Annotated in this window: 21 protein-coding genes; 12 read left to right on the plus strand and 9 right to left on the minus strand. The window is 74.3% G+C overall.

The features are described from left to right. The first annotated feature begins 101 nt into the window (after nucleotides 1-101). From K1Y72_RS09130 to K1Y72_RS09145, 4 genes are all read left to right on the plus strand, one after another. Nucleotides 102-983 (plus strand): polymorphic toxin-type HINT domain-containing protein, encoded by an 882-nt coding sequence (locus K1Y72_RS09130; RefSeq protein ID WP_220165085.1) that lies wholly within the window; start codon nucleotides 102-104, stop codon nucleotides 981-983. Nucleotides 984-1,015: 32 nt separating this feature from the next. Continuing rightward, nucleotides 1,016-1,678 (plus strand): hypothetical protein, encoded by a 663-nt coding sequence (locus K1Y72_RS09135; RefSeq protein ID WP_220165087.1) that lies wholly within the window; start codon nucleotides 1,016-1,018, stop codon nucleotides 1,676-1,678. Nucleotides 1,679-3,171: 1,493 nt separating this feature from the next. Then, nucleotides 3,172-3,540 (plus strand): hypothetical protein, encoded by a 369-nt coding sequence (locus K1Y72_RS09140; protein WP_220165090.1) that lies wholly within the window; start codon nucleotides 3,172-3,174, stop codon nucleotides 3,538-3,540. Next, nucleotides 3,489-3,881, plus strand: a complete 393-nt coding sequence (locus K1Y72_RS09145) for a hypothetical protein (protein ID WP_220165092.1) — start codon at nucleotides 3,489-3,491, stop codon at nucleotides 3,879-3,881. Before K1Y72_RS09140 ends, K1Y72_RS09145 begins: the two co-directional genes overlap by 52 nt. A gap of 18 nt (nucleotides 3,882-3,899) precedes the next feature. On the opposite strand, the gene K1Y72_RS09150 is transcribed toward K1Y72_RS09145, so the two are convergent. Continuing rightward, entirely contained in the window at nucleotides 3,900-4,406 is a 507-nt protein-coding gene (locus K1Y72_RS09150) for a nitroreductase family deazaflavin-dependent oxidoreductase (protein ID WP_220165094.1), read from the minus strand. A gap of 3 nt (nucleotides 4,407-4,409) precedes the next feature. Further along, the gene (locus K1Y72_RS09155; protein ID WP_220165096.1) at nucleotides 4,410-5,444 is read right to left on the minus strand and encodes an SDR family NAD(P)-dependent oxidoreductase; all 1,035 of its coding nucleotides are present in this window, start codon (nucleotides 5,442-5,444) and stop codon (nucleotides 4,410-4,412) included. Between the two features lie 149 nt (nucleotides 5,445-5,593). On the opposite strand from K1Y72_RS09155, the gene K1Y72_RS09160 reads away from it, so the two are divergent. From K1Y72_RS09160 to K1Y72_RS09195, 8 genes are all read left to right on the plus strand, one after another. Further along, nucleotides 5,594-6,886 (plus strand): Gfo/Idh/MocA family protein, encoded by a 1,293-nt coding sequence (locus tag K1Y72_RS09160; RefSeq protein WP_220165097.1) that lies wholly within the window; start codon nucleotides 5,594-5,596, stop codon nucleotides 6,884-6,886. Then, nucleotides 6,883-7,704, plus strand: a complete 822-nt coding sequence (locus K1Y72_RS09165) for a TIM barrel protein (RefSeq protein WP_220165098.1) — start codon at nucleotides 6,883-6,885, stop codon at nucleotides 7,702-7,704. The genes K1Y72_RS09160 and K1Y72_RS09165 overlap by 4 nt, the downstream gene beginning before the upstream one ends. Beyond that, nucleotides 7,701-8,648: a 5-dehydro-2-deoxygluconokinase gene (iolC, locus tag K1Y72_RS09170; RefSeq protein WP_220165099.1), complete on the plus strand. Its 948-nt coding sequence runs from the start codon at nucleotides 7,701-7,703 to the stop codon at nucleotides 8,646-8,648. The genes K1Y72_RS09165 and iolC overlap by 4 nt, the downstream gene beginning before the upstream one ends. Beyond that, entirely contained in the window at nucleotides 8,645-9,493 is an 849-nt protein-coding gene (gene iolB, locus K1Y72_RS09175) for a 5-deoxy-glucuronate isomerase (protein ID WP_220165100.1), read from the plus strand. Before iolC ends, iolB begins: the two co-directional genes overlap by 4 nt. Next, the gene (iolD, locus tag K1Y72_RS09180) at nucleotides 9,490-11,301 is read left to right on the plus strand and encodes a 3D-(3,5/4)-trihydroxycyclohexane-1,2-dione acylhydrolase (decyclizing) (protein WP_220165101.1); all 1,812 of its coding nucleotides are present in this window, start codon (nucleotides 9,490-9,492) and stop codon (nucleotides 11,299-11,301) included. Before iolB ends, iolD begins: the two co-directional genes overlap by 4 nt. Before the next feature lie 65 nt (nucleotides 11,302-11,366). Beyond that, complete coding sequence (locus K1Y72_RS09185; protein WP_220165102.1) at nucleotides 11,367-12,347, plus strand: sugar ABC transporter substrate-binding protein; 981 nt, start codon at nucleotides 11,367-11,369, stop codon at nucleotides 12,345-12,347. Beyond that, the gene (locus tag K1Y72_RS09190) at nucleotides 12,347-13,399 is read left to right on the plus strand and encodes an ABC transporter permease (RefSeq protein ID WP_220165103.1); all 1,053 of its coding nucleotides are present in this window, start codon (nucleotides 12,347-12,349) and stop codon (nucleotides 13,397-13,399) included. The genes K1Y72_RS09185 and K1Y72_RS09190 overlap by 1 nt, the downstream gene beginning before the upstream one ends. Beyond that, on the plus strand, nucleotides 13,396-14,187 hold the full coding sequence (locus tag K1Y72_RS09195) for an ATP-binding cassette domain-containing protein (RefSeq protein ID WP_220165105.1): 792 nt from the start codon (nucleotides 13,396-13,398) through the stop codon (nucleotides 14,185-14,187). Before K1Y72_RS09190 ends, K1Y72_RS09195 begins: the two co-directional genes overlap by 4 nt. Nucleotides 14,188-14,209: 22 nt before the next feature. Here the strand turns inward: K1Y72_RS09195 and K1Y72_RS09200 are convergent, their stop codons facing one another. The 7 genes from K1Y72_RS09200 to K1Y72_RS09230 form a co-directional block, all read right to left on the minus strand. Then, entirely contained in the window at nucleotides 14,210-15,826 is a 1,617-nt protein-coding gene (locus K1Y72_RS09200) for a serine/threonine-protein kinase (RefSeq protein ID WP_220165107.1), read from the minus strand. A gap of 2 nt (nucleotides 15,827-15,828) precedes the next feature. After that, a complete protein-coding gene (locus tag K1Y72_RS09205) occupies nucleotides 15,829-19,128 on the minus strand; it encodes a hypothetical protein (protein WP_220165108.1) in 3,300 nt (1,099 codons plus the stop codon). Nucleotides 19,129-19,177: 49 nt separating this feature from the next. After that, nucleotides 19,178-20,815 carry a serine/threonine-protein kinase gene (locus tag K1Y72_RS09210; protein ID WP_220165109.1) on the minus strand — a complete coding sequence of 546 codons (1,638 nt, stop codon included), beginning with the start codon at nucleotides 20,813-20,815 and terminating at the stop codon, nucleotides 19,178-19,180. A gap of 95 nt (nucleotides 20,816-20,910) precedes the next feature. Next, on the minus strand, nucleotides 20,911-24,006 hold the full coding sequence (locus K1Y72_RS09215; protein WP_308286963.1) for a coiled-coil domain-containing protein: 3,096 nt from the start codon (nucleotides 24,004-24,006) through the stop codon (nucleotides 20,911-20,913). Continuing rightward, the gene (locus tag K1Y72_RS09220) at nucleotides 24,003-24,680 is read right to left on the minus strand and encodes a hypothetical protein (RefSeq protein WP_220165110.1); all 678 of its coding nucleotides are present in this window, start codon (nucleotides 24,678-24,680) and stop codon (nucleotides 24,003-24,005) included. The genes K1Y72_RS09215 and K1Y72_RS09220 overlap by 4 nt, the downstream gene beginning before the upstream one ends. Continuing rightward, a complete protein-coding gene (locus K1Y72_RS09225) occupies nucleotides 24,677-25,231 on the minus strand; it encodes a hypothetical protein (RefSeq protein ID WP_220165111.1) in 555 nt (184 codons plus the stop codon). The genes K1Y72_RS09220 and K1Y72_RS09225 overlap by 4 nt, the downstream gene beginning before the upstream one ends. Further along, nucleotides 25,228-26,469, minus strand: coding sequence for a hypothetical protein (locus tag K1Y72_RS09230; RefSeq protein WP_308286965.1), 1,242 nt, complete (start codon nucleotides 26,467-26,469; stop codon nucleotides 25,228-25,230). The genes K1Y72_RS09225 and K1Y72_RS09230 overlap by 4 nt, the downstream gene beginning before the upstream one ends. Between the last annotated feature and the right edge of the window lie 35 nt (nucleotides 26,470-26,504).

Raw genomic sequence — 26,504 nt, forward strand, 5'->3', positions numbered from 1 at the left:
GCGGTTTTTCTACATGGCTTCTGGGCCTGGCGATCGACCAGTAGATCGTTTGCCGACACGGATATGCCGCTGTAGAGAGGCGCGTCAGTTGCCGTAAAGATATGGTGTCCGCTCCCGGTGGGGTGCGGCCAGGAAGACGCGCTCGTCAAACTCTTCGGCGGGTCAAAGCCGGTGGCAAGGTCGTCGCGTCCATGCCGGGCGGCCGCACCGAGAAGCACAAGGTGCAGCGCCTCATCGTCACCAAGGCCGGCCACGACTTCGTGGACCTGACCGTCAGCACGGCGTATAGGGGGCGCGGTCCGCCGAGCTGCCTGACGACCACCACGAACCACCCCTTCTACGACATCACCCAGGCGGCCTTCACCAACGCAGCCGATCTGCACCCGGGCGACGAGCTCCAGCAGCCCGACGGCGGCACCGCGACCGTTCGGACGGTCCACCGCTACAACACCTCACAGGTCACCTACGACCTGACCATCAACGGCCTCCACACCTACTACGTCCTCGCCGGTAACACCCCGGTCCTCGTCCACAATGACAACCTTCCTTGTTCTCATCCCATCCATGCTCTGGGAGAATCGGGAAGAGCGAGTTATCGCCAGCTTGGATCAGCGCTGAACGAAGTCACTGGGCGTAGTGCCGTCGACCTCGGCGATCTGGTCACCCCGGCACAACGTGCCGCAGTGCTGGAGAAGCCGTTCCTGAAGCGAGTATTCTACGGTTCGGTGGTGGAAAGTGCCGTGGCCGGGCATCCCGGTGTCGTGGCCGATGGAAACATCACGCATATGGGTAACGCTATGCCCGGACAGGCGGTCCCCGACTTTGAGATCAGGGCCAATGGGCGAACTTTTAGTGTGGACATCACTGGTCCCAGTGAAGGGTCGTGGCGAGACCATTGGAGCAGGCCGTACATCACGAGCCCCTTCCAGATCATGACTTATGGCCATCCCAGCGACGATTATCTCGATGACATGTTCCGCTGATCGGGTACTTTTCTGAAAGGAGTTCGATAGCTGTGCGCATTGAGGGACGGGAATTTCTGGGCGTCAAAATCGTGGGTTCAATGCACTGCTATGAAAACGTTGAGATCGTAAACAGTAAGCTAATTTCCTGTGCGCTGGCTCAGTTCGACGACCCGGAATACCGCTTGACGGTACGCGGCGCCTCCGTGAGAGAGTGCATGGTTTCAGGGGGAAGTATACAGGGGGTCCATGTCGAAGACAGTCTGATCGAGAATGTGAACGGAGGATCGGTTTTCTATGCCCATGGCTGCGTATTCGATCGCGTGGTTATCAGAGGAGCCATTGGGGCGATCATGGCTATTATGCCAAATTCATCCCTCGCGGCCCGCGATCTTCATGTAGCGCGCATGATAGAGCTGTATCGGCAGGTAGAATGGGCCCTCGACATCAGTGCGGCGGAGTTCGTCGACGTAGACCTCTGTGGAGTGCCAGGGCATTTGGTGAAAATTGATCCGGAAACACAGATAATTCTCCATCGAGACAGGTTCGATAATATTTCCGTTCATGACCTCCCACCTCTTGTTCAGGTATGGTTGGGGCGTTTCAGGGCAACGCCGTTCGATTCGATAGTGGCCGTTGCACCGAAGCTTTCGGAAAATTTCCTGCGCTACCTGGACGGTATTCGATGGCTGCGTGATAATGGGCTCGGCATTTAATAAGAAACCTTGACTACAGTGATCGTTCTTGCGGCTTTTGGAATCGTGTGGTCCGGCTTCGGGGCGTGTCCCACATGGTTCATCGGTGATCGGCCGGTATAACGTCGGACTGTGGTGTTGCCAGATCTTGCGCACCGGTTGATTCTGGATGGATGTGGGAGATCGCCGAGCTCTTGACCCCGGGGTTCTCATCGTGGCCACAGTGTGGTGGTGCCGCGTCGCTGGACGAGCGGCTGGCAGTCGCCGCGAACCATTTCTTCTACGACATCACCAGGCATCCTTTGTCAACGCCGCCGGCCTCCGCCAGGGCGACGAACTCCAGCAGCCCGACGGTGGTACCGCGACCGTTCGGACGGTCCACCGCTACGACACCTCACAGGTCACCTACGAGCTGACCATCAACGGCCTCCACACCTACTACGTTTAGAAAGCTGAAAGAACTGGCCGGTGAGCTTGGGTATGTTCGCGTCTATGAAACTGATCTGACCCCTCAGGTGCATACCGATGTTGAACAAATATCGTTCAATGCAATCGACGAGAACGAGTATGAGGCTGACGGAATAATCGCATCATCAAGGCCCGCTTGCGGAATTCGTCGACAGGACTGTGCGGGGCGGGCGAACGGCTATTCTGGAATTCAGTTGTAGGATAGGAGTCGACGCGCCCGTGCAATGTGGCCGCTGTATCGGCGCGGTAAGCGGCCGTTGTGGACAAGGAGTGTCAGATGGAATTCTGGAGTCAATGCGGGGCGGAACTCATTGCTTCGGTATTCGAGTACCGCGCCAGAAATCCCCTTGTATGGTCGCTCGATGCCAACTGTGTGGAAAATTTTCTCGATCGGTGTGATCGGCTACCGGAAGAGACGGCGAGACCGGCCGTCGGGCCTTTTATGATGACATTTGTGCGCCTTTTTTTAAACCCTTTCCAGGGGTGTCTCCGTGGATGACGTGATGGAGATTCTCTGCTCATGCTATGAGTCGGTCCTGATGGCGCATCTCACCGGTCGGATCACTCTCGAAGATGGGCGGAACAGTATTCGATGCGTTCGGCACATCGACAGACGGGTCAAGATGATAATGGATATCTTGCGGTCTTGAATTATTGATTTCGTCGTGTCGTCCTGGATTTCCCATGGCGGCGGTGGCCGAAAGGAAAGGCGGGCCATTCTTCATTGGGGCAGGTTCGACGATATCACCGTTGTCGGGGTCTTATGGCCCGGATTTCGTGTGGGAGTCGCCGATGGAAACTTTTCCGTTCGTTCGGCCGCATTCTCCGGTGCCTGGGCGAGGGGGGTGGCTTTGGAGGAATCGCCATCGGCTTGGCCTTGCCTTTCAAAGGGCCGGCGACGCTGGCTCGGCGCCCTGGTAGGCCAGGACGATGGGGCGCGGGCGGCCAGTGCGCGGGCAACACCACGGATCCGCGCGGCCTTCAGGTCATGGAACGAGCCGGGGAACACCCCCTACAGCAGACGATTCGGGGCAGTGAACGGTTCTGTGGACGTCATCGATCGTTCGATGGATTCTTACGGCAGGGTGCGAACGGAGTTCTATCCGGATGTCGTGGCGGCCGGCGGCCTTGCGGCGGCTTTTCGGGTGCGGGCCGCTGCTCTGGGTTCGCCGTTGGGTGGATCCGATGCGGTTGCGTCGTCGGCCGGAGTGGCGTCGATGAGGATCGCCGCCGGGAACGGGATCGTCTCTGTCGCATTGGTCATCGAGTGTCGCTCCTTCTCCGTCTCCGTCAGCGCGGGGCGGATTCAGGCGGCCACGGGAACGACGTCCGACCTCGATGAGGTCGTGGCGATGGCCGATGCGTGGAGGACGGGCGGTCGCTCGATGAGTTCGCGCGGCGCTTTCCCTTCATGAAGGTCTCGAAGCTCGCCCGCGTGCTGGAAAGCGATGATCCGGTGCGGGCGCAGTGGGACTGGCTGCTCCACGATCCGGTCTTCTCCGGCGGGCGGGAACTGCTTGAAGCGGCGTGCTCGGTCCCGGTGATGGGATCGCTCTTCCCCGATCTGAGCCACTCGGTGCTGAAACTGACCGTCTCCTGGGGCAGCCGGGAGCCGTGGGTGGACATCGCGTTCGTGCGTGGGGTCTGGCGTGTACGGGCAGAGGCGTTCGAGTGCTCGTACCGCGAGCTCTCCGAGGCGTTGGTGGAAGCCGTACGTGCCTGGAGCGCGAGCGCAGCGAACGGCCCGGACTCGTGATCTGCGTCGAAGCCGGTGTCAGCCGGCGGCCTTTTCGGCGGCGGTGGGGGTGAGGCGGAAGACGCGGAGGTTGCGGTCGACGCGGGCGGCGTACTGGTCGTAGACGGGCCAGACCTTCAGCAGCGTCGGCCAGACCTGCTCGCGTTCGTCGCCTTCCAAGAGGTGTGCGGTGACGGGGGTGCGGCGGCCCTTGAAGGTGACGGTGGCCGCCGGGGTCTTCAGGAGGTTGCCCGTCCAGGCGGGGTGCTTCTCGCGGCCGAAGTTGGAGCCGACGACGAGCCAGGTGCCGTCCGGCTCGGGGACGCAGGCGAGCGGCGCCTCGCGCGGCTGGCCGCTCTTGGCGCCGGTGGTGGTGAGCAGCAGGCTCGGCACCATGCCCTGGCTCATCAGGACGCGGCCGCCGGTCGCCTTGGAGATGACCTTGTCCAGCCGGGGGACGATCTTCGGGCCCACCTTGGAGAACCAGACGGAGCCGGCCATCCGCTGGATGAGCGGGGCCATCGCGCGCTGGGCGGGGTTCGGCATGGGTCAGGACTCCTTGACGTCGGTGGGGGCGAGGCGGCCCGCGCGGGCCGCCGGGAGGTGGCCGGCGGCGGCGAGCCAGCGCAGGCCGTCGGCGACGGTCTCCTCGACCGGCCGCGGCTTCAGGCCGAGCGCGTCCAGCGCCGGCGCGTCGTCGGTCGGGACGAGGCGGACCATGAACTCCGCGGCGTCCCGGGTGAGGGGGTAGTGGAAGGGCTTGACGCGCTTGGCGAGGTCCAGCAGCGTCCCGGCGGCCAGCAGCGCCGCCGCCGGGACCTTCACGCGGCGGCACTTCACGCCGGTGAGGGCGTCGCAGATGTCGGCGTACTGCGGCCAGGTCAGGTAGTGGCCGCCGAGGACCCAGCGCTCGCCGCCCGACGCGGCGGTGACGGCGCGGGCCAGCGCCTCGCCGAGGTCGCGGACGTCGATGACCGATACCCCGCCCGGCGCCATCGGCCACGCCGTGTCCAGCGCGCCGACCAGGCCCTCCATCAGCGAGTCCAGGACGGGCTGCTCGGGCCCGCACACCCCGCCCGGGTAGACGATCGCGACGGGCGCGCCCTCGTCCTGCAGCCCGCGCACGTACTCCTCGGCCGCGACCTTGGAGCGGCCGTAGCCGGTGCGCGGCGAGGCGAGCGGCCCGTCCGCGGTGATGACGGGCGCGACCGGCGGGACGAACACCCCGACCGAGGACACGTGCACGATCGTGCCCGCCCCGGCCCGGACGGCGCCGCCGACCACGTTGCGGGTGCCGTTCAGGTTCACCGCGACCAGGTCGCCGGCGTCGCCGGTCACGCCGACCGCCGCGGCCGAGTGGATCACCGCCTCGCAGCCTTGCAGGGCCGCGTCCACGGTGGTGGGATCGAGCATGTCGCCGGGCACGAGCTCGACGTCGCCCGGGTCGACGCCGATGGCCGCGAGGACGCGCGCGCCCTTGGCGGGGTCGCGGACGAGCGCCCGGGGCTCGTGCCCCGCCGCCAGCAGCGCCCGCGCGGTGTAGGAGCCGACGAAGCCCGACGCGCCGGTGAGGAAGACCCGCATCCTGACAAACTAGCGTTTGGTGGGTAGCGGGCGCAGCGTGTTCCGGACACCTACTTATCCCCTGTGAGTGACCGTCCCGGCCGTTGACGGACATGGAACGCTCCAGCACACTCAGGGCCCACCCACCGCCGTCCGGGAGGTACCTCCTCATGCGGATCGGACTGGCCGGCGCGGGGCGCATCGGTGCGCGCCACGCCGGAGCACTGCGGCGGCTGCCGGACGTCGGCCTCCTGCTCATCGCCGACGCCGACCCCCGGCGGGCCGAGCACCTCGCCGCCCACCTCGCCGCCCGCCCCCTGGCCCCCGCCCCAGCCTCCGCGATGGCCTCCCAGGCGAACGCCGCACGACCGGACGGCCTCGCCCGTCCACCGGACGGTGCAAGCGGCGCCACCGTGGGGCCGGGCGCCGGGCCCTCGCGGGCCGCGGGGGCGGGTGCCGGGCCATGGGACGGCGGTTCTTCGGGCGGTGGCCGACCGCAGGACGCCGTTTCGGTAGGGGCGGCGCCGGACGCGGCGGTCGGCGTGTTCTGGGACGGCGGCCCGGCGGGCACCTTCTCGGCAGGGGCGGCGCCGGGCGGGTGTGCCGACGTCGTCGCCGTCGCGTCGGTCGAGGAGCTGTTCGGGCGGGTGGACGCGCTGGTCGTGGCCGCCGCCACCGGCGCGCACGCGCCGCTCGTGCGGCGGGCGATCGCGGAGCGGATACCGGTGTTCTGCGAGAAGCCGCTCGCCGCCGACCTCGATGGAACGTTCCAGATCGTGGCGGCGGCGGACGCCGCGAGCGTCCCCGTGCAGGTCGGGTTCCAGCGCCGGTTCGACGCCGGGTACGCGGCCGCGCGCGAGGCCGTCGCGTCCGGGCGGCTCGGGTGGCTGCACACCGTGCGGTCCTGCGGGTTCGATCCGGCGCCGCCGCCGCCCGGGTACGTGCCCGGCTCGGGCGGCCTGTTCCGCGACTGCCTGATCCACGACCTGGACTCGATCCGGTACGTCACCGGGCGCGAGGTCGCGCGGGTCATGGCGGTCGGCGCGAACCTCGGCGCCGCGGTGTTCCGCGAGTGCGGCGACGTCGACACCGGCGCCGCGCTGCTGGTGCTGGACGACGGCGCGCTCGCCACGGTCGCCGCGACCCGCTACAACGCCGCCGGCTACGACGTGCGGCTGGAGCTGTTCGGGTCCGAGGGCAGCGTCGCCGCCGGGCTCGACGCGCGGACGCCGCTCACCGCGCTGCCCGCCGCCGCCGCGCCGGCCGACCCCTACACCGGGTTCCTGGACCGCTTCGCCGACGCCTACGACGCCGAGCTGCGCGCGTTCGTGCGGGTCGCCGCCGGGGAGCTGGCGAACCCGTGCCCCCCGGCCGACGCGCTGGAGGCGTTCTACCTGGCCGAGGCGTGCGAGCTGGCGCGCCGGGAGGGCCGCGCCGTGGACCCGGCGGAGGTGCGGCGGTGAGGCTGGCGGGGGCGCCGATCTCCTGGGGCGTCTGCGAGGTGCCCGGCTGGGGCCACCAGATGGCGCCCGGCCGCGTCCTCGCCGAGATGCGGGCGCTCGGCCTGGCGGCGACCGAGCTCGGCCCCGACGGCTACCTGCCCGCCGGGCTGCCCGCCGCGCACGGGCTGGCGGTGGCGGGCGCGTTCGCGCCGGCCGTCCTGCACGATCCCCGCCGCGACCCGCTCCCGGCGATCCGCCGCCGCCTCGCCGCGCTGCCGCCGGGCGCGGTGCTGGTGCTCGCCGCCGCGACCGGCCGCGACGGCTACGACGCCCGGCCCGCGCTGGACGCCGCCGCCTGGGCGGCGCTGCTCGCCAACCTCGACGCGCTGCGCGGCCGCCCCGTCGCGCTGCACCCGCACGTCGGGACCGTCGTGCAGGACGCCGCCGAGGTGCGGCGGGTGCTGGACGGCTGCGGCGTGCCGCTCTGCCTGGACACCGGCCACCTGCTCATCGGCGGCACCGACCCCCTGGACCTGGCGCGCTCCGACGCCGGCCGGATCGCGCACGTGCACCTCAAGGACGTGGACGCGGGCGCGGCGGCCCGCGTCCGCGCCGGGCGCGTCCCCTACGGCGAAGCGGTCCGGGCGGGCCTCTACCGCCCCCTCGGCGCGGGCGACGTCGACATCGCGGGCATCGCCCGCGCCCTCACCGGTGCCGGATACGGAGGCTGGTACGTGATGGAACAGGACACCGTCCTGGACGCCGAGCCGCCCCCCGGCGGCGGCCCGTCCGCCGACGTCGCGGCCGGCCTCGCCTACCTGGCGGGGGCGACGCCATGAACGACGCCCCCTTCGACGTCATCACCATGGGCCGGGTCAGCGTGGACGTCTACCCGCACGCGACGGGCGTCCCGCTGGAGGACGTGGAGTCCTTCGGCCGCTACCTCGGCGGCAGCCCGACGAACGTGGCCGTCGCCGCCGCCCGCCTCGGCCGCCACACCGCCGTCATCACCCGCACCGGCGACGACCCGTTCGGCCGCTACGTCCGCCGGGCGCTGCGCGGGCACGGCGTGGACGACCGGTTCGTGCGGGCCGTCCCCGGCCTGCCGACGCCGCTCGCCTTCTGCGAGATCTTCCCGCCGGACGACTTCCCGCTCTACTTCTACCGCTACCCCAAGGCCCCCGACCTGGAGATCCGCGCCGCCGAGCTGGACCGCGCGGCGCTCGCCGCCGCCCGCGTCGTCTGGGCGACCGTCACCGGCCTGTCCGCCGAACCGAGCCGCACCGCCACACTCGAAGCGCTCTCCTGCCACACCGGCCTCACCGTCCTGGACCTGGACTGGCGCCCCATGCTGTGGGAGCGACCGGACGAGGCGCCGGGCCGCGTCCGCGAGGCGCTGCGGCACGCGACCGTCGCCGTCGGGAACGCCGAGGAGTGCGCGCTCGCCACCGGGGAGCGCGACCCGGACGCCGCCGCCCGCGCCCTGCTGGACGCCGGCGTCGCCCTCGCCGTCGTCAAGCGCGGCCCCGCCGGGGTCCTGGCGCTGACCGCCGGCGAGCGCGCCGAGTCCGCGCCGGTGGAGGTCGAGGTCGTCAACGGACTCGGCGCCGGGGACGCCTTCGGCGGCGCGCTCTGCCACGGCCTGCTCGCGGGCTGGGGCCTGGAGCGCGTCCTCGCCTTCGCGGGCGCGGCGGGCGCGCACGTGGCGTCCCGCCTGGCCTGCGCCGACGCCATGCCCACCGCCGCCGAGGTCGAGGCCCTGCTGCAAAGGGAGGCGCCGTGAAGCACTACGTACCGTGGGGGACCGCCGCGGAAGGCCCGTACGGGCTCGTCGTCACGCCCGAGTCGGCGCGCTGGACGCACACCGCGCTCCGTGTCCTGGAGCTGGACGGCGCGCACACCTTCACCACCGGGGAGTTCGAGACGATCGTGCTGCCGCTGGCGGGCAGCGCCGCCGTCACCTGCGACGGCGTGACGATGGCGTTGCAGGGCCGCCGCAGCGTGTTCAGCCGCGTCACCGATTTCGCGTACGTGCCGCGCGACGCGCGCGCCACCGTCCGGGGGCGGGGACGGTTCGCGCTCGCCGGGGCCCGCTGCGAGCAGCGGCTACTGCCGCGCTATGGACCCGCCGAAGACGTGCCGGTCGAGTTGCGCGGCGCGGGGGCCGCGAGCCGCCAGGTCAACAATTTCGCGACGCCCGAGGGCTTCCCGTATGCGCAGAAGCTCATCGCCTGCGAGGTGCTGACTCCCGGCGGCTGCTGGTCGTCCTATCCGCCGCACAAGCACGACGAGGCGGGGCCGCACGAGTCGGTGCTGGAGGAGGTCTACTACTTCGAGGTGGACCGCGGCGGCGCCGCCTACCAGCGCGTGTACGGCACCACCGACGTGCTGGAGGAGGTCCGGACGGGCGACGCGGTGCTCATCCCGCACGGCTGGCACGGCCCGTCGATGGCGCCGCCCGGCCACGACCTGTACTACCTGAACGTGATGGCGGGCCCGTCGCCCGAGCGCGCCTGGCGGATCTGCGACGATCCGGCGCTCGCCTGGGTCCGCGACACCTGGCCCGGCCAGGCCGTCGACCCGCGCCTGCCCCTCACCACCACCGGCGAGCGGGAGGAGGCGCGGTGAGGCTCACCGTCGCCCAGGCGACCGTCCGGTTCCTGGCCGCCCAGCACGTCGAGCGCGACGGCGAGGAGCGGGCGTTCTTCGCCGGCTGCCTCGGGATCTTCGGGCACGGCAACGTCGCGGGCCTCGGGCAGGCGCTGCTCCAGGAGGGCTTCCCGTACGTGATGGCCCGCAACGAGCAGGCCATGGTGCACACCGCCGTCGGGTACGCGCGGGCGTGCGACCGGCTCGCGGCGTGGGCCTGCACGACCTCGGTCGGGCCGGGCGCGACCAACCTCGTCACCGGCGCCGCCCTCGCCACGATCAACCGCGTCCCGGTGCTGCTGCTGCCCGGCGACGTGTTCGCGACGCGGACCGCCAACCCCGTCCTGCAGGAGCTGGAGGACGCCCGCACGCTCGACGTGTCGGTCAACGACTGCCTGAAGCCGGTCTCGAAGTACTGGGACCGGATCAACCGGCCCGAGCAGCTCGCGCCCGCGCTGCTCGCCGCGATGCGCGTCCTCACCGACCCGGCCGAGACCGGCGCCGTCACCCTCGCGCTGCCGCAGGACGTGCAGGCCGAGGCGCACGACTGGCCGGACGGGCTGTTCGCGCGCCGCGTCTGGCACGTCCCGCGCCCGCTGCCCGAGCCGGGCGAGCTGGCGCGCGCGCTCGACGTCCTGACGGCGGCCGAGCGGCCCCTGATCGTGGCGGGCGGCGGCGTCCACTACTCGGGCGCGGCGGCCGAGCTGCGCGCGTTCGCCGAGCGCACCGGCTTCCCCGTCGCCGAGACGCAGGCCGGCAAGGGCGCGCTGCCCTGGGACCACCCGCAGGCGGCCGGCGCGATCGGCGCGACGGGCGGGACGGCGGCGAACGAGCTGGCCCGCCGCGCCGACGCCGTCCTCGGGATCGGCACCCGCTACAGCGACTTCACCACCGCCTCCCGGACGCTGTTCGCGCGCGACGGCGTCCGGTTCGTCAACCTCAACGCGGCGCGGTTCGACGCCGCCAAGCTCGCCGCGCTGCCGCTCGTCGCCGACGCCCGCGAGGGCCTGCGCGCCCTCGCCGCCGTCCCGCCCGTCGGGGACGCCTACCGGGCGGAGGTCCGCGACCGGGTGGCGCGCTGGAACGCGGTGGTGGACGCGGCGTACGGCGCGGGCGACGGCGCGCAGACGGCGGTGATCGGCGCGGTGAACGCCGCCGCCGGGCCGCGCGACGTGGTGGTGTGCGCGGCCGGGTCGATGCCCGGCGACCTGCACCGGCTCTGGCGGTGCCGCGACCCCAAGGGCTACCACGTCGAGTACGGCTACTCCTGCATGGGCTACGAGATCGCGGGCGGCCTCGGCGTCCGCCTCGCCGACCCCTCCCGCGAGGTGTTCGTGCTGGTCGGCGACGGCTCCTACCTGATGATGGCGGCCGAGCTCGCCACCGCCGCCGCGCTCGGCGCCCGCCTCGTCGTGGTGCTCGTGCAGAACCACGGCTACGCCTCCATCGGGAACCTGTCGGAGAGCGTCGGCGCGGAGCGCCTCGGCACCCGCTACACCGGCCCGGACGGGCGGCGCCTGCCGGTGGACCTCGCCGCCAACGCCGCGAGCCTCGGCGTGCGGGCCGTCCGCGCGGACGGCGTCGCCGCGCTGCGCGACGCGCTCCGGGAGGCACGCGAGGCGCCCGGCACGACCGTCATCGAGGTGGAGACCGATCCGGCGCTGCCCGCCCCCGACGGCGGGGCCTGGTGGGACGTGCCCGTCGCCGGGACCGCCGGACGGGACGCCGCCCGGGACGCCCGCGCCCGCTACGAGGAATCGATCAAGAGCCGCCGGCACCATCTGTGATCTTCGCGGGGGCTGTGGTCTGCTGGAGGGCAGCCACCTCCTCGGGGGAGAACGGAGATCGATCCATGCGATTGCCTCGACACGCCGGCCGGATCGCGGCGGCCGTCCTCGCCGCCGCGCTCGCTCTCGGCGGCTGCAGCGGCTCCGGCGGCAAGAAGGCCGAGGAGAAGGCGGCGTCCGGCGGCCCCCGGCTGAAGATCGCGATGGTGACGCACTCGGGGCAGGGCGACACCTTCTGGGACATCGTGAAGAAGGGCGCCGAGGCCGCCGCGGGCAAGGACAACGTCCAGCTGCTCTACTCGGCCGACCCCGAGGGCGGCAAGCAGGCCCAGCTCGTCCAGACCGCCATCGACCAGAAGGCCGACGGCATCGTCGTCACCCTCGCCAAGCCCGACGCGATGCGGGACGTGCTCGCCCGCGCCGCCGCCGCGAAGATCCCCGTCGTGTCGATCAACTCGGGCGCGGAGGCGTCGGCCAAGCTGGGCGCGGTCGCGCACTTCGGGCAGGACGAGACGGTCGCGGGCGAGGCCGCCGGGCGGCAGCTCGCCAAGATCGGCGCGAAGAACGCGATCTGCGTCGTGCACGAGCAGGGCAACGTCGGGCTGGAGAGCCGCTGCGCCGGCGCGAAGAAGACCTTCGGCGGCAAGCTGCAGAACCTCTACGTCACCGGCACCGACATGCCGCAGGTCAAGTCCGCCATCACCGCCAAGCTCCAGGCGGACAAGAGCATCGACGGCGTCCTGACGCTCGGCGCGCCGTTCGCGCCGACCGCCGTCGACGCCGCCAAGGACGCCGGCAGCAAGGCCAAGGTCGCCACCTTCGACCTGAACAAGGACCTCATCGCGCAGCTGGAGTCCGGCGCGATCTGGTTCGCCGTCGACCAGCAGCCCTACCTCCAGGGCTACGAGGCCGTGGACGCCCTGTGGCTGCTGAGGAGCAACGGCAACGCCCTCGGCGGCGGCCGCCCCGTGCTGACCGGGCCCGCGATCGTCACCAAGGACAGCGCGGCGTCGCTCGCGGCCTTCGCGAACCGGGGCACCCGCTGATGGCGGGGACCGCCACCGCCCCGGCGCGGCCGCCGGGCGACGAGCGGCTCGGGCGCCGCTCGCCGCTCCGGCGGCTGCTCGGCCGCCCCGAGCTCGGCGCGCTCATCGGCGCGATCGTGCTGTTCGCGTTCTTCTCCGCCGTCGCGGACGCGTTCCGGCAGGCCGGCTCGTTCTCCACGGTGCTGTACGCCTCGTCCACCTTCGGGATCATGGCGGTCGGGGTGTCGCTGCTGATGATCGGCGGCGAGTTCGACCTGTCGGCCGGGGTGATGGTGACGACGAGCGCGCTCGTCGCCGCCCTCGTCAGCTACCAGCTCACCCTGAACGTGTGGGCGGGCGTCGCGGTCTCGCTCGCGGTGACGCTCGCGCTCGGGTTCCTCAACGGCCTGCTGTACGTGCGGACGGGGCTGCCGAGCTTCATCGTCACGCTCGCGACGTTCTTCATGCTGGCGGGCGCCAACCTCGGCGTCACCAAGGCCGTCACCGGCAACGTCGCCTCCGACTCGGTCCGCGACATGGACGGGTTCGCGTCCGCGCGGTCGCTGTTCGCCTCCAGCGTCGACATCGGCGGCGTCAACGTGTCGGTGACGGTGTTCTGGTGGCTGGCGTTCGTCGCGGTCGCGACCTGGCTGCTGCTCCGCACCCGCCCCGGCAACTGGATCTTCGCGGTGGGCGGGGCGGCGGACGCGGCGCGCGCGGTCGGCGTCCCCGTCGCCCGCACCAAGATCGCCCTGTTCATGGGGGTCGCGCTCTGCGCCTGGTTCCTCGGCATGCACCTGCTGTTCTCCTACGCCACGGTGCAGTCGGGGGAGGGCGTCGGCAACGAGTTCTACTACATCATCTGCGCCGTCATCGGCGGCTGCCTGCTGACCGGCGGCTACGGCTCGGCGGTGGGCGGCGCGATCGGCGCGTTCATCTTCGGGATGACCAACAAGGGCATCGTCTACGCCGAGTGGAACCCCGACTGGTTCCGCTTCTTCCTCGGCGCGATGCTGCTGGTCGCGACGGCGCTGAACCTGGTGGTGCGGCGCAGGGTGGAGCGGTCGGGATGAGCGCGCTGATCGGGCTGGCCGGCGTCGGCAAGCACTACGGCAACGTCATCGCGCTCCGCGACGTGTCGCTGGCCGTGGACGCCGGGCAGGTGGTGTGCGTGCTCGGCGACAACGGCGCCGGCAAGTCCACCCTCATCAAGATCATCTCCGGGCTGCACCGGCCCGACGCCGGGACCTACGAGGTGGCGGGCGAGCCGGTCGCGTTCGGCTCCCCGCGCGAGGCCCTGGACCGCGGCATCGCCACCGTCTACCAGGACCTCGCCGTCGTGCCGCTGATGCCGGTGTGGCGCAACTTCTTCCTCGGCGCCGAGCTGCGCCGCTCCTTCGGGCGCCTCGACATCGCCGCGATGCGCCGCACCACCCGCGACGAGCTGGCGGGCATGGGCATCGACCTGCGCGACGTCGACCAGCCGATCGGGACGCTGTCGGGCGGCGAGCGGCAGTGCGTCGCGATCGCCCGCGCCGTCCACTTCGGCGCCAGGGTGCTGGTGCTGGACGAGCCGACGGCGGCGCTCGGCGTCAAGCAGGCGGGCGTCGTGCTCCGCTACGTCGCGCGGGCCCGCGCCCGCGGCCTCGGCGTCGTGTTCATCACCCACAACCCCCACCACGCCTACCCGGTCGGCGACCGGTTCCTCGTCCTGAAACGCGGCCGCGTCCTCGCCGACCGCGCCAAGGACGCCATCACCCGCGACGAGCTGACCGCCCTGATGGCGGGCGGCGCCGAACTCGACGAGCTCGCCGCCGAACTGAGCGGCACCGGCACCGGCACCGGCGCCGACGCGGGCTAGCGGGCGCCCCCGGTCGCCGCGGTCAGGTCCAGACGGCCTTGGCGAGCATCGCGGCCAGGCCGGGGGTGTTCCACTCGTCCACAACGAGGATCTTCGACCGGGGCAGGTACCAGAGCCGCTGGACGAACGACGCCGTCGCGCGCCCCCGGTCGTCGCCGCAGGTGATGCGCCACTCGTAGTACTCGGCGACGTGCGACCCGACCGGCTTGGCCGATGCGGTGAGCCGGCGCGGGAGAGCGCCCTCGGCCATCGAGATCGAGCCGAGCGGGTCGGGCGGGCAGATGATCGATATGTCGGTGCCGGGGTGGAACGGCCCGTCGGTCTTGTAGGACTCCTGGCTGCCCCATCTCGAATGGATCCACTCGTCGTTGAGGACGGCGAAACCGGGGCAGAGGGTTGTGTAGTTCGCTTCCAGCAGCCCGGCGGAGGGCTTCCTCTCCTGCGCGGCGCACGTGCGGGCCCGGTCCACCCGGTAGCTCGCGACCGGGGCCGGGTCGTTCGTGGGGGTGCCCTTGAGCCGTCGCACCCTCCAGCCCGGCGGCCCGGCGATCCGGAAGGATCCGAGCGACAGCGGCACGGTCGGGGACGCGGTGGGCGACGGGGCGGCGACGGCGGCGCGAGGCTCGGGCTTGGCGGCCTGGTAGACGCTCGCACCGCCCGCGGCGGCGGCCGTGGCCAGGGAGGCGCCCGCGACGGCGACCCCGGCCTTGGTGCCGAGCACGGCCATGATGCCCGTCCCGCCGGCGGTGCCCGCGCCCGCTCCGGCGGGGGCGAGGCCGGCGGCGAGGGGGAACAGGGCGGCGAGCGCGACGGCGGTCCCGGCGAGGGCGCGCAGGCCGCGTGACTCCCAGTCGGCGCCGTAGGCGCTGCGGGCCGTCGTTTCCAGTTCGGTGACGAAGGCGGCGGCGCTGTCCGGGCGGTCGGCGGGGTCCTTGGCCATGCCGCGCTCGACCAGCGGCCGCAGCGCGCCGGGCACGCCGTCGAGGGGTACGGGTTCCTCCAGGTGGGCGCGGCGCAGGCCGGCGAGGTCCCCGCCGGAGTAGGGGCGGTGCCCGGTCACGCTCTCGTAGAACACGCAGGTGGCGGCGTACACGTCGGTCGCGGGGGACGCGGGCGCCCCGCCCCACTGCTCGGGCGCCATGTAGACGGGCGTGCCCGCGCCGCCGCCCCCGCCGTCGGCGGTGGCGACGCCGAAGTCGATGAGCTTGCTGTTGCCGTCCGCCGGGACGATCACGTTGGCGGGCTTGTAGTCGCGGTGCACGACGCCGACGGCGTGCGCGGCGGCGAGGCCGAGCAGCGACCCCTTCAGGACGCTGAGCGCGGCCTCGGGTTCCAGCGTCCCGTACCGTCCGAGGATCTCCTTGTAGGAGACGCCGTCCACGGCCTCCATGACGATCGCGAGGCCGTGCTCGCTCTCCACCAGCCGGTAGAGCCGCGCGACGTGCGGGTCGCGGACGCTGCCGAGCAACCGCGCCTCGCGCCGGAACAGCTCGCGGGCCTCACCGGAGGAGGCGGCCGTCAGGTACTTGATGGCGACGGGCGTGCCGCGCTCGGCGTGCTGCGCGAGGACGACGCGGCCCTGCGCGCCCCGCCCCAGCTCGCGGACCTCGGTGAACCCGGTGACCCGCCAGTCCGCCATCGCTACTCCGCCGCCGTCCGTGCCGTCTCCGCCAGGTAGCGGACCTCGGGTTCGGGGTGGGCGCGCAGCCCGCGCAGCAGCGCCCGCCACGGGCCGGGCCAGCCCGCCTCCTCCCCATGATCGGTCACCAGGGCGGCGGCGAACAGGCCCCCGGCCAGGTCGCCGCGCGCGGCGAGGCGGGCGGCGTGGGGGAGGACGGCGCCGGGGTCGGGCGCGTCCGCGAGGCGGTCCGCGACGTCCCGGACGGCGAGGACGCCGCCGGCCGGCCGGTCCGCGAGGGCGTCGAGCGCGGCCGCGGTGCCGGGCCCGTCCCAGCGCAGCGTCGCGGCGGCGAGCGCGGCGCCGGCCGGCTCGGGCAGGCGCCCGTCCAGCGCGGCGGCGGCCCGTTCCGCGCCGTCGCGGTCGTCGGGGACGAGCCCCTCGACCTCGTCGACGAGGGCGGCGAGGCGCTGCGCGGCGGGCCGGTCGCGCTCGCCCTCGGCGTCGGGGCCGGCGGGCGCGGCGGCCAGCCGGTCCGCCGCCGCGGCGAGGCCGGCGGCGCCGTGACCGGCCGCGGCGCAGGCGACGAGGGCGGCGGCGGACGCCCGCCAGGTGGCGGTCGCGTCCAGGTCGGCGACCTGCGCGGCCAGCAGGGCGGGCGCGTCCGGCGCCCACGGCGCCCAGGCGGGGACGGCCGGGAGCGCCTCGCGCCGGGTCTCCGGGTCGGGGGAGGCCGCCACCTGGAGGACGAGCGCCGCGTAGCGGGCGCGGGCGTCCTCGGGCAGGTCCGGCGGGCGCGCGCCGAGCGCGGCGCGGGCGAGGTCGCGGGGGCCGGTGACGGCCTCGGCGAGGATCCGCTCGGCGGCGGGGTCCGGGAAGCGGCGCCGCGCCGCCGCCACGATCGCGCCGCGCACGTCGCGGTGCTGTCCGGGATCGGCGAACGCGGCGGCGAGGGCGTCCAGGGCGCCGGGCGCCCGGTTGTCCAGCAGGATCCGCACCGCCTCCTTGCGCGCGGTGATCTTCCCTCCGGCGAGCACCGGGCCGAGCAGGGCGGGCAGCGCGGACGGCCGGACGGAGCGCGCGGCGCGGGCCGCGGCGTACACGGCGACGTGCGCGTCGTCGGACCCGGCGTGGGAGAGCAGCAGCGGCAGCGCGTCCTGCGGGCGCGCCGTCCAGGGCGCCCCGGTGAGCGCGGCCCGGCGGGTCGCCTCGTAGCGCAGGTGGCGCCGCAGGTCGGCGACCTCCGCGCCGGGCAGGTGCGCGATGAGCCGCACGGCCTCCTGGCGGCGGGCGGCGGTCTCGCCGGTGTCGCCGGCCCGGCGGTGCAGCAGGCGCAGGTAGCGGCCGCGCTGCGCCGCCGTCCAGCGCCGCGTCCACTGCGGCCCGGCGGACGGCACGTACAGCGGGCCCGGGACGGCGAACATGCCCGCGGGCGGCGTGCCCGCCAGCGCCGCGCCCAGCAGGTCGGTGCGCTGCGCCGCCACGCGCTCGAACACCGCCGGCAGCAGGATCATGGACGGGTCGCGCGCCAGCAGGGCGGCGACGCGCTCGCGGCGCGGCCCCGGCGGCTCCAGCCAGAGCTGGACGGCCTGCCGGACGGTACCGCCGACGCGCGCGTCCAGGGCGGCGGCGAGACCGGCCCGGACGGCGGGCAGGTCGTGGCCGCGGCGGCCGAGCGCGGTGGCCAGGGCGAGGGCGGGGGCGTGGTCGCCGCGCCGGGCCGCCTCGTCCAAGCCCGGCGCGAGCCGTTCGGTGAACGCGCGCTCGTGGCCGCGCCGCAGCGCTCCGGGCAGCCCGAGCAGCTGCATGCGGCCCAGCCCGGCGACGAGCCGGCCGAAGATGCCGGCGCCGGTGGCGAGGATCTCCGCATCGTTCCGGAGGGCGCTCTGGCGGCACAGCCCGACCGCGATCCGGGCGAGCGCGCCCGTGCTCTCGCCGGAGACGTCGCGGGCGCGCAGCGCGTCGTCGGTGAGCGCGATCAGCGCGGCGCCGTGCTCGGCGCGCACGGCGTGGAAGGGGATGCGGGCGAGGGCGTTCAGGGCGGCGGCGCGGACGGGCTCCTGGTCGTTGCGGAGCCGGCCGAGCGCCTCCAGCAGCCGGGTCAGCACGCGCGGGTCGCGGGCCCGCCCGGCGCAGGCGACGAGCAGCCGGTAGCCGGTGGCGCGCTCGTCGGCGTCGGGGGAGCGGGTGAGGGGGACGAGCACCGGGCCGGCCTCGTCGTAGGGCAGGTGCGCGGCGGTGCGGCGGGCCGCGTCGGGGCGCTCGGCGACGCCGCGCAGGCCGAGCATCCGGCGCGCCTCGCGGGCGCGGGCGGCGGCGGGCAGCACGTCCAGCAGCGCCTCGTCGACGATCGCGGTCTCGGGGTCGCGGCCCTCGGCGACGAGCGCGAACACCTCCGCGCGGCGGGCCGGCGGGAACGCCCCGACGAACTGCGGGTGCGCGCCGGGCAGGGACCGGACGGCGCGCGCGAGCGCCGCCACGTCGCCGTCGGCGAGGCGGGGGAGGCGGTCGCGGAAGGACCGCTGCCAGAGGAGCCGGGCCAGCTCGTGGCGCCGGTCGGGGGCGGTCAGCAGCGCCACCACGCGTCCGGGGGCGGCGTCCAGCAGCAGGCCGAGGCGCTTGCGCAGCGCGGCGGGGAAGGGGCCGCGGTGCCAGTGGCGCTCCAGCAGCCCCAGCACCCGGTCCGGCGCGTGCGGCGCGGCCGCGGCGATCCCCGGCCCGTACGCCCACCACCAGTGCCCCGTCAGGTGGGCGGGCAGCCCGGCGAATTCCCGCTCGACGTGGTCGAGCAGCGGGCCCGGGTGGGCGCGGCCGAGCGTCGCGGTGTTGGGGCTGAGGCGGCCGAGATGCGGCAGCCGCGCGCGGACCGCGTCCTCCCCGCAGGCGGGCAGCAGCGCGGCGGCCTCACCGCCGCCCCACCGCGCGGCCACCCGGTCGATGAGCGCCTCGGCGAGGTCGCGCCGCCCGTACCGGCGCACCGCGCGGTAGAGGAGCGCGCGGGACGCGGCGGGCGCGTCGTCCACCAGGCCGCCGAGCGCGCCCGCGTCCGCGCCGTGCCGGACGGCGAGGCCGATCGCGGCGGCGGCCAGGTCGGATTCGGGCGCGGCGGCCGTCCGGACGATGTGGGCCAGGGACGGCGCGTCGCGGACGGCGCCGGCGACGAACAGCGCGAGGTCGCGCTCGTAGTGGCCGCGGCCGTCCAGCTCGGCGAGCAGCGCGGCGACCTCGCCGGGGCGGGCCGTGCGGCGCAGGTCCGCGAGGCGGCGGCAGCGCTCGGCGTGCTCCAGCGGCTCGATCGCGGCGAGCAGGGCGGCGGCGTCCATGCCGGGGATGATCCCCGATCGGGGCGGGCGTTTCATCCGGTTATCGCGGTCAGGTCCAGACGGCCCCGGCGAGGATCCGCGCGAGGCCGGGGGTGTTCCACTCGTCCACGATGAGGATCCTGGACTGGGGCAGGTACCAGATCCGCTGCGGGAAGGAGACGGTCGGGTCGCCCTGGTCGGTCGCGCAGACGAGCCGCCACTCGTAGTACTGCGCCTGGCGGGCGCCGACCGGGCGGAGGCCCCTGGCCACCAGCTTGAACGGCTTCCGCACCGACAGCTGCGTGTACTTGCCGATCGCGGGCGGGCAGTTGTGCGAGGGGTCGGTGCCGGGCAGGAACGGGTGCGAGGTGTCGTAGCCGTTGCGGGGCGCGGAGTCCGAGCCGGTGATCCAGTCGCCGGTGAGGACGGCGAACGACGGGCAGTCGCTGGAGTAGGAGATGGCGCGGCCGAGGGCGCCGCCGGGGGCGTCCGCCGGGCACGTCCTCCGCTCGTCGGCGCGGTAGCTGCCGGTCGCCGCGCCCTCCACGGTGCGCAGCCGCTGCACCGACCAGCCGGCGGGCGCGGCGATCCGGAACCTGGAGAAGGCGAGCTGGACGGTCGGCGGGGAGGGCGCGGCGGTGCGCGCGTGCGTGGCGGCGGCGCGCGGCTCGGGCTTCGTGGCCTGGTAGACGCCGACGCCGCCCGCCGCCGTCCCGACGAGCGCGGTGCCGGCGATGGCGACGGCCGTCTTGGCGCCGACCGCCCCGAGCACGCCCGTCCCGCCCGCCGCCCCCGCGCCGCCCGCCGCACCGGCGGCGGCGCCCGCTCCGGCAGGGGCGAAACCGGCGGCGAGGGGGAACAGCGCGGCGAGCGCGACGGCGGTCCCGGCGAGGGCGCGCAGGCCGCGTGACTCCCAGTCGGCGCCGTAGGCGCTGCGGGCGGTCGTTTCCAGTTCGGTGACGAAGGCGGCGGCGCTGTCCGGGCGGTCGGCGGGATCCTTGGCCATGCCGCGCTCGACCAGCGGCCGCAGCGTCCCGGGGACGCCCTCGACGGGCACCGGCCGGTTGAGGTGGCCGTCGCGCACGTCGGTCTGGTCGCCGCCGCCGTAGGGGCGGCGACCCGTCAGCGCCTCGTAGAACACGCAGGTGGCGGCGTACACGTCGGTCGCGGGGGAGGCGGGCTGCCCGCGCCACTGCTCGGGCGCCATGTACAGCGGCGTCCCCGAACCGCCCGCCGAGCCCGCGACGGTCGCGACGCCGAAGTCGATGAGCTTGCTGTTGCCGTCTCCGGGGACGACGACGTTCGCCGGCTTGTAGTCGCGGTGCACGACGCCGGCGGCGTGCGCGGCGGCGAGGCCGAGCAGCGAGCCCTTCAGGACGCTCAGCGCGGCCTCGGGTTCCAGCGTTCCGTACCGTCCGAGGATCTCCTTGAACGAGACGCCGTCCACGGCCTCCATGACGATCGCCAGACCGTGCTCGCTCTCCACGAGCCGGTAGAGCCGCGCCACGTGCGCGTCGTGCACGCTGCCGAGCAGCTGCGCCTCGCGCCGGAACAGCTCGCGCGCCCGGTCGGCCGCCCCGGCCGTCAGGTACTTGATGGCGACCGGCGTACCGCGCTCGGTGTGCCGGGCAAGGACGACGCGGCCCTGCGCGCCCCGCCCCAGCTCGCGCACCTCGGTGAAGCCCGACACCTGCCACTGCGCCGCCACGGTCCCTCCAAGATCGACTCCCGTCCAGGGTGGGACGCGGCCCCCGCCCGAAAGGTTGCAGCGACTCTACTTTGTAAAGAAAAGTGCCGGATGTCCTATTCGGCGGGGCGGGCGGCGGTGAGCTGGGCGGCGAGGAGGCGGACGCGGGCTTCGTGGCGGTCATGGCCGACGACGACGGGCGGTTCGTTGTAGGGCGTGGTGTCCGAGGAGCGGCGCAGCTTGATGTACTGGCCGCAGGCGTCGATGGCGTAGGGCTCCATGTCGTCCTGGAGGGCGCCGATGACGGTGATGCCGTGCGTCTCGCCGATCTTGCGGAAGAGGGCGACGGCCTCCTTGCGGTGCTCCTTGCCGAGGTTGCGGCCGAGCTCGTCGAGGACGAGGCAGAGGCGGCCGCCGCCGGAGGAGGCGAGGGCGGCGGCGCAGACGAGCTTGACGGCCTTCTCGTCCATGAGGGCGGTGTTGGCGCGGCGGTTGTAGGGGACGTGGCGCTGGCCGTCGGAGCGGCGCCACTTGGGGGTGACGCGCCAGCGCCACTCCTGCTCGGGGTCGCCGGGCGGTTCGGGGGTGGGGAACTCCAGGGTGGCGCCGTAGCCGCCGTAGGCGGTGTCGAGGGCGTCGAACTCGTCGGCGACGCGCTGGAGGCGGGCGCGGATGGCGGCGGTGAGGGCGGTGCGGTGCGCGGACGCGGCGCCGGCGGCCTCCTCGGCGCCCTTGTCGGCCTTGGCCAGGTCGGTGCGGCGGGCGGCGGCCTGGACCTCGATCTGGCGGCGCTGGTGGCGCTCGTAGTCCTCCTGGCGGCGCAGGTAGGACTCGACGGCCTTGACGAGGCGGGGGAAGGTGCTCTGCTCGCGTTCGGTGCGGCGGCCCTCGCCGCCGGCGCGCTCGTGCAGCAGGAAGCGGATCTCCTCGGGGGTGTCGTCGTCGGCGTCGCCGTCGGGGAAGGTGCGGCGGAGCGCTTCGGAGAGGTGCTTCTCGGCGCTCTGCCACCATTCGTCGGGGGTCCAGGTGCGCTGGTCGGGGGTGAGGGCGGCGAGCCATCCGGCGGCGGCGTCGCGGTCGGCGCCCCAGGCGCGTTCCAGGTCGGCGAGGCCGAGGGCGGCGCGGCGGGCCTCCAGGTCGGCGTTGGCGTCGCGGAGGCGGTCGCGGTCGTGCTCGTGGGTCTCGCGGCGGGCGCGGAGGCGGTCGGCTTCGAGGGCGCGGGTGTCGGCCTTGGCCTGGAGGCGGCGGAGGTTCTGCTCGGCGGCGCCGAGGCGGGGGCCGAGGCGGGACTCGCCGGCGGCGAGCTCCGCCAGGCGGGCGCGCAGGCCGGTGATCTGTTCCTGGACGGTGGCGAGGTCGGCGGCGGCGCGGGCGCCGGCGAGGCGGCGGGCGGCGAGGGCGACGTCGGCGGCGGCGTCGTCGGCGCGGCGGCGGGCGTCCGCCAGGGCGGTGCGGGCGTCGTCGAGGGCGGTGTGGGCGGCGCGGAGGCGGGCCTCGCGGCCGGTGACGGGTTCGGGGAAGCCGCCGACGATGGCGAGGGCGGGGCCGCCGTCGCGGAGGGCGGCGAGGAAGCCGCCGAGGGGCAGGTCGCTGCGCACGCCGTCGGGCAGGGCGGTGTCCCCGCCGGTCGGGACGATCATGGAGCCGGGCAGGTCGCGGAGGGCGGCGGCGGCCGCGTCCAGGTCGGGGGCGGCGACGGCGACGGCCTCGCGGTAGGGCCAGAGGGCGGTCTCCCAGGCGTCGCGGGCGGCGGGGTCGAGTTCGACGGCGTCGAGGAGGCCGACGGCGGTGACGCCGGCGGCGGCGAGGGCGCGGAGCTGGTCGGGGGCGCTGCTCTCGCCGGCTTCGGCGGCGGTGGCGTCGCGTTCGGCGCGGGCGAGGGCGCCGCGGGCGACGCCGTAGTCCTGCTGGGCCTCGTCGCGGCGGGCTTCGGCGGCGGCGAGTTCGGCGGTGGCGGCGGCGGTGTCGCGGCCGTCGGCTTCGCGGCGGCGCTCGTCCAGGGCGGTGGCGCGGCGGCGCAGGTCCTCGGTGCGGTTGCGGGCGACGGCCTTGTCGGCGCCGAGCTGGTCGGCTTGGCCCTTGAGGTCGGCGAGGGCGGCGGCGGCCTCGGCGAGGCGGGTGTCCAGGGCGCCGCCGGTGAGCTGTTCGAGCTCGCGGTCGGTGGCTTTGGCGGCGTCGGTGGCGGCGGTGATCTGCTCGTGCAGGCGGGTCTGCTCGGCGGCGTGGGCGGCGTCGGCGGACGCGGCGTCGACGAGGAGGCGGGCTTGGCGGGTGCGCCAGTAGCGGAGGGCTTCGGCGATTTCGGCGCGGGCCTTGTCGCGGCGGTCGAAGGTCTTGAGCAGGGACGCGGCGTCGCGTTCCCATTCGGCGAGGCGGCCGGCGGCTTCGGCGGCCTTGGCGCGTTCGCGGTGCTCCTCGGCGCGGGAGCGGCGTTCGGCCTCCAGTTCGCGGTCGAGGCCGGTGAGGGCGGCGATGGCGCTGAAGATGCGTTCGGGGCTGATCTCGTTGAGGGGCTGGGACAGCAGGTTGGTGGCGACTTTGGAGCGGACCGAGGTGGACAGGAACGACACGCATCGGACCTGGCCGCCGTACAGGACGCGGGCGAGGTCCTTGGCGACGAAGTCGCGGCGGCCGGCGCTGCGGGGGAGGGCGTTCCACAGGTGGTCGGCGAGTTTGACGCGGTCGGCTTCGGAGGGGGCGGCGGCGAGGTGGACGCCGTGGCGCCAGCGCAGTTCGAGGTGGGGGGCGTCGGCGTTGACGCGCAGCCAGACGGTGACGGGGCCGTCGGGTCCGTCGCCGTCGCCGTCGCCGTCGCCGTCGGGGCGGTCGGTGTCGTCGGCGTGGTCGAAGACGCCGACGATGTAGCCGTGGGTGGCGCTGGCCCACTGGGCGTCGCCCTGGGCGGCGAGTTCGGCGTTGAACAGCAGTTCGGCGACGGCGCGGGCGCCGGAGGCGAAGCGCCACTGCTCGTCGCCGAGCAGCGCGGTGATCGCGGCGATGAAGGAGGACTTGCCGGCGCCGTTGGAGTCCTTGGGGCCCTGCCCGGCGACGACGATGAGGGTGCCGGGGACGGTCGGCACGGGGTGGGTGGACAGCCGCGAGATGTTGACGGCCTGCACGGCGACCAGGGTGCGGGCGCCGACGACGTTCTCGGCGTCGGCGCCCGCGCGGGCGGCCGGGCCGGGCAGCAGCGCGTCCATGGTGGTGGTCACGGGGTTCTCTCTCGGTCGCGGGACGGGTCGGCGGGCGGCGCGGTGCGGCCGCGGCGGCGGGCGCGGATCGCCGCGGCGAGCGGCGAGTCGGGTCCGGCGGCCAGGATGAGCTCCTCCTGCAGGCGGCGGCGGGCGCCGGCGGTGAGGCGGTGGAACTGGGGGCCGGGCACGTAGCCGCCGGCGTCGTCGCCGCCGGCCTTGACCTGCCCGACGAGGCCGGCGTTGCGGAGGCGGCGCAGGGCCGCCTCCAGCTCGCCGATGGGGAGCTGGGAGCGGCGGCGCAGCTCCTCCAGCGGGGTGGGGTGCGGCGACAGCCAGGAGTCGTCGTCGAGCAGCCCGGAGGCGCGCGGGATCGCGACCGAGTGGATGAGGACGAGGGCGAGCACGGCTCGCTCCTCGGCGGGCGGCACGCAGGCGGGGTCGGCGGCGAGGGCGGCGGCGACGTCGTCGTGGTAGCCCGACGTCCACTCCTTGGGGCGGGCGCGGATGAGGACCCGGCCCTGGAGGGCGAGCATCTCGCCGAGGACGCGCCGCAGGGCGGGCTCGCGGAGCGCGGGGTAGCGGAGTTCGGCGACGGGTTCGGCGGCGTGCTCGACGGCGGTGAACGCGGCGACCAGTTCGGCGCGGCGCTTCTCGTCGTAGGGGCGCAGGAGGGGTTCGTAGAGGTCGGTCACGGGGCGGCCGCCTCCGGTCGGGACGCGGGCGGGGCGGGGAGGCGGCGCAGCAGGTCGCGCAGGGACGCGAGGGTGTCCTCGTGCCAGAGGGCGGTGCGCGGCCCGGTCCGCACGGTGCCGGCGGTCTCGTCGACCAGCAGCCAGCCGGTGTCGGCGAGGCGGCGCAGCTCGCCGGTCGCCCAGCGGCGGGCGAGGTCGGCGTCGCCGCGCGACATGCCGGCGTAGACCTCCAGCACGTCGGTGACCTGGGCGTCGCCGGACGGCCAGGGTGCGTCGTCCGGGCGCGTCCAGCAGCAGCGCAGGGCGGCGGCGAGGACGCGGCGGGCCTGCCCGGCGCGGTCCAGCGGCATGGGCGCGGTGTCGTACTCCTCCAGCAGCGCGGGGGTGGCGCCGTCGGGCCAGGCGGGCAGCAGCCATACGCGGTCGCCGTCGGAGGCGGCGGTGAGGCCGGGCGGGACGGGGTCGGCGGCGGGCTGCGAGGGGGCGCCGAGGACGCGCGCCCGCGCGCGGGCGAGGACCTGCGGGTCGACGTGGTGCTCGTCGGGAGTCACGGGGCGGTCCTTTCGAACACGCCCGGCGACACCCAGGTCGGCGATCCCTGCGGGCGCGCCGCCATGCCGTCCGACCAGGTCAGGCGGTAGGGCAGCTCGGGGTGGGCGTGCGCGGAGGTGAGGTCGGCGAGGACGCGGCGCGCGGTCGTCCAGTCCTGGTCGAGGACGTCCTCGACGGCGACGCGGTCGCGGCCGCGCAGCACCTGCTCGGCGACCTCGCGGAGCCGCTCGGTCGCGGCCGCGTCGCCGCCGGTGTCGGCCGACAGGCCCGGGTCGGGGGTGGCGGGGCGCGGCGGCGCGGGGCGCGGCGGGGTGGCCTTGGGGCCGTCCTCGACGGCGGTGACGATCGCCGACGGCTCGTGCCAGGGGGCGGGCGCGTCGAACACGAACGCGTCCAGGACGGCGGCCAGCTCGTCGCGGGAGGCGGTGCGCGCGAACGTCCGCCACGTCTCGGGCGGCAGCAGGGTGAGGTTGCGGGTGGTGCCGGCCGAGTCCGACAGGCGCGCGGCGGCGCGGCGGGAGGCGTCCCCGTAGGCGTAGATGGCGGCGCGCAGGTCGGTGCAGGTGCGGTCGAGCTGCGGCCAGCGGCGCAGGATCGCGCCGTGCAGCCGCTCGGCCCGCTGCATGATCTCCTCGGTGCCCCACAGCTTGGGCGCCTGCTCGCGCAGCTCCTCGATGGTGCCGTTGGTGAGGGTGAGCAGCTCCACGCTCCACAGCCGGAAGGCGCGCGCGAGGCCGTCGGCGCCGTCGCGGGCCTGCGCGGGCGTCATGCGCGGGTCGGCGACGTTGAGCTGCTCCAGCGCCAGCAGGCGGTGCATCTCGCTCTGGCCGCCGTCCAGCATCATGCGCCGCACGAACATCAGCCCGACGACGCTGGTGAACGACGCCCGGTAGCGCAGCTGGTTGGGCTTGGGGAACACCTCGCGGACCGCGCCGAGGCCCTTCAGCACCCGCAGCCGGTTCTCGAACGTCTCGGTGGGGTAGCGGCGGCACACGTACCGCATCTGCTCGCGCGACAGGCCGTCCTCGCCGGCGTCGGCGAACGCGGCGAGGAGCGTCTCGGCGACGTCGACCAGCTCGGGGTCGTCCACGACGGCGCCGCTGTCGCGGGCCAGCGCGGCGAACATCTGCCGGTAGACGCCGAGCACGGCCTCGCCCACCAGCGCGTCGTCGAGGCTGGGGGCGTCGTCGGGCACGACAGGGGCGGCCGGGCGGGCGGTCGGTCGGGCAGGGGGCACGGCGACCTACCGTACGGCCCCGCACCGACAGAACG

Source organism: Actinomadura parmotrematis (assembly GCF_019458805.1).
GTDB classification, from domain to species: domain Bacteria; phylum Actinomycetota; class Actinomycetes; order Streptosporangiales; family Streptosporangiaceae; genus Spirillospora; species Spirillospora parmotrematis.

Coding starts and splice junctions, on each gene's coding strand:
- K1Y72_RS09130 (WP_220165085.1), top strand. CDS start 102: ATGGTGTCCGCTCCCGGTGGGGTGCGGCCAGGAAGACGCGCTCGTCAA.
- K1Y72_RS09150 (WP_220165094.1), bottom strand. CDS start 4,406: ATGCCGAACCCCGCCCAGCGCGCGATGGCCCCGCTCATCCAGCGGATG.
- K1Y72_RS09155 (WP_220165096.1), bottom strand. CDS start 5,444: ATGCGGGTCTTCCTCACCGGCGCGTCGGGCTTCGTCGGCTCCTACACC.
- K1Y72_RS09160 (WP_220165097.1), top strand. CDS start 5,594: ATGCGGATCGGACTGGCCGGCGCGGGGCGCATCGGTGCGCGCCACGCC.
- iolC (WP_220165099.1), top strand. CDS start 7,701: ATGAACGACGCCCCCTTCGACGTCATCACCATGGGCCGGGTCAGCGTG.
- K1Y72_RS09185 (WP_220165102.1), top strand. CDS start 11,367: ATGCGATTGCCTCGACACGCCGGCCGGATCGCGGCGGCCGTCCTCGCC.
- K1Y72_RS09190 (WP_220165103.1), top strand. CDS start 12,347: ATGGCGGGGACCGCCACCGCCCCGGCGCGGCCGCCGGGCGACGAGCGG.
- K1Y72_RS09195 (WP_220165105.1), top strand. CDS start 13,396: ATGAGCGCGCTGATCGGGCTGGCCGGCGTCGGCAAGCACTACGGCAAC.
- K1Y72_RS09200 (WP_220165107.1), bottom strand. CDS start 15,826: ATGGCGGACTGGCGGGTCACCGGGTTCACCGAGGTCCGCGAGCTGGGG.
- K1Y72_RS09205 (WP_220165108.1), bottom strand. CDS start 19,128: ATGGACGCCGCCGCCCTGCTCGCCGCGATCGAGCCGCTGGAGCACGCC.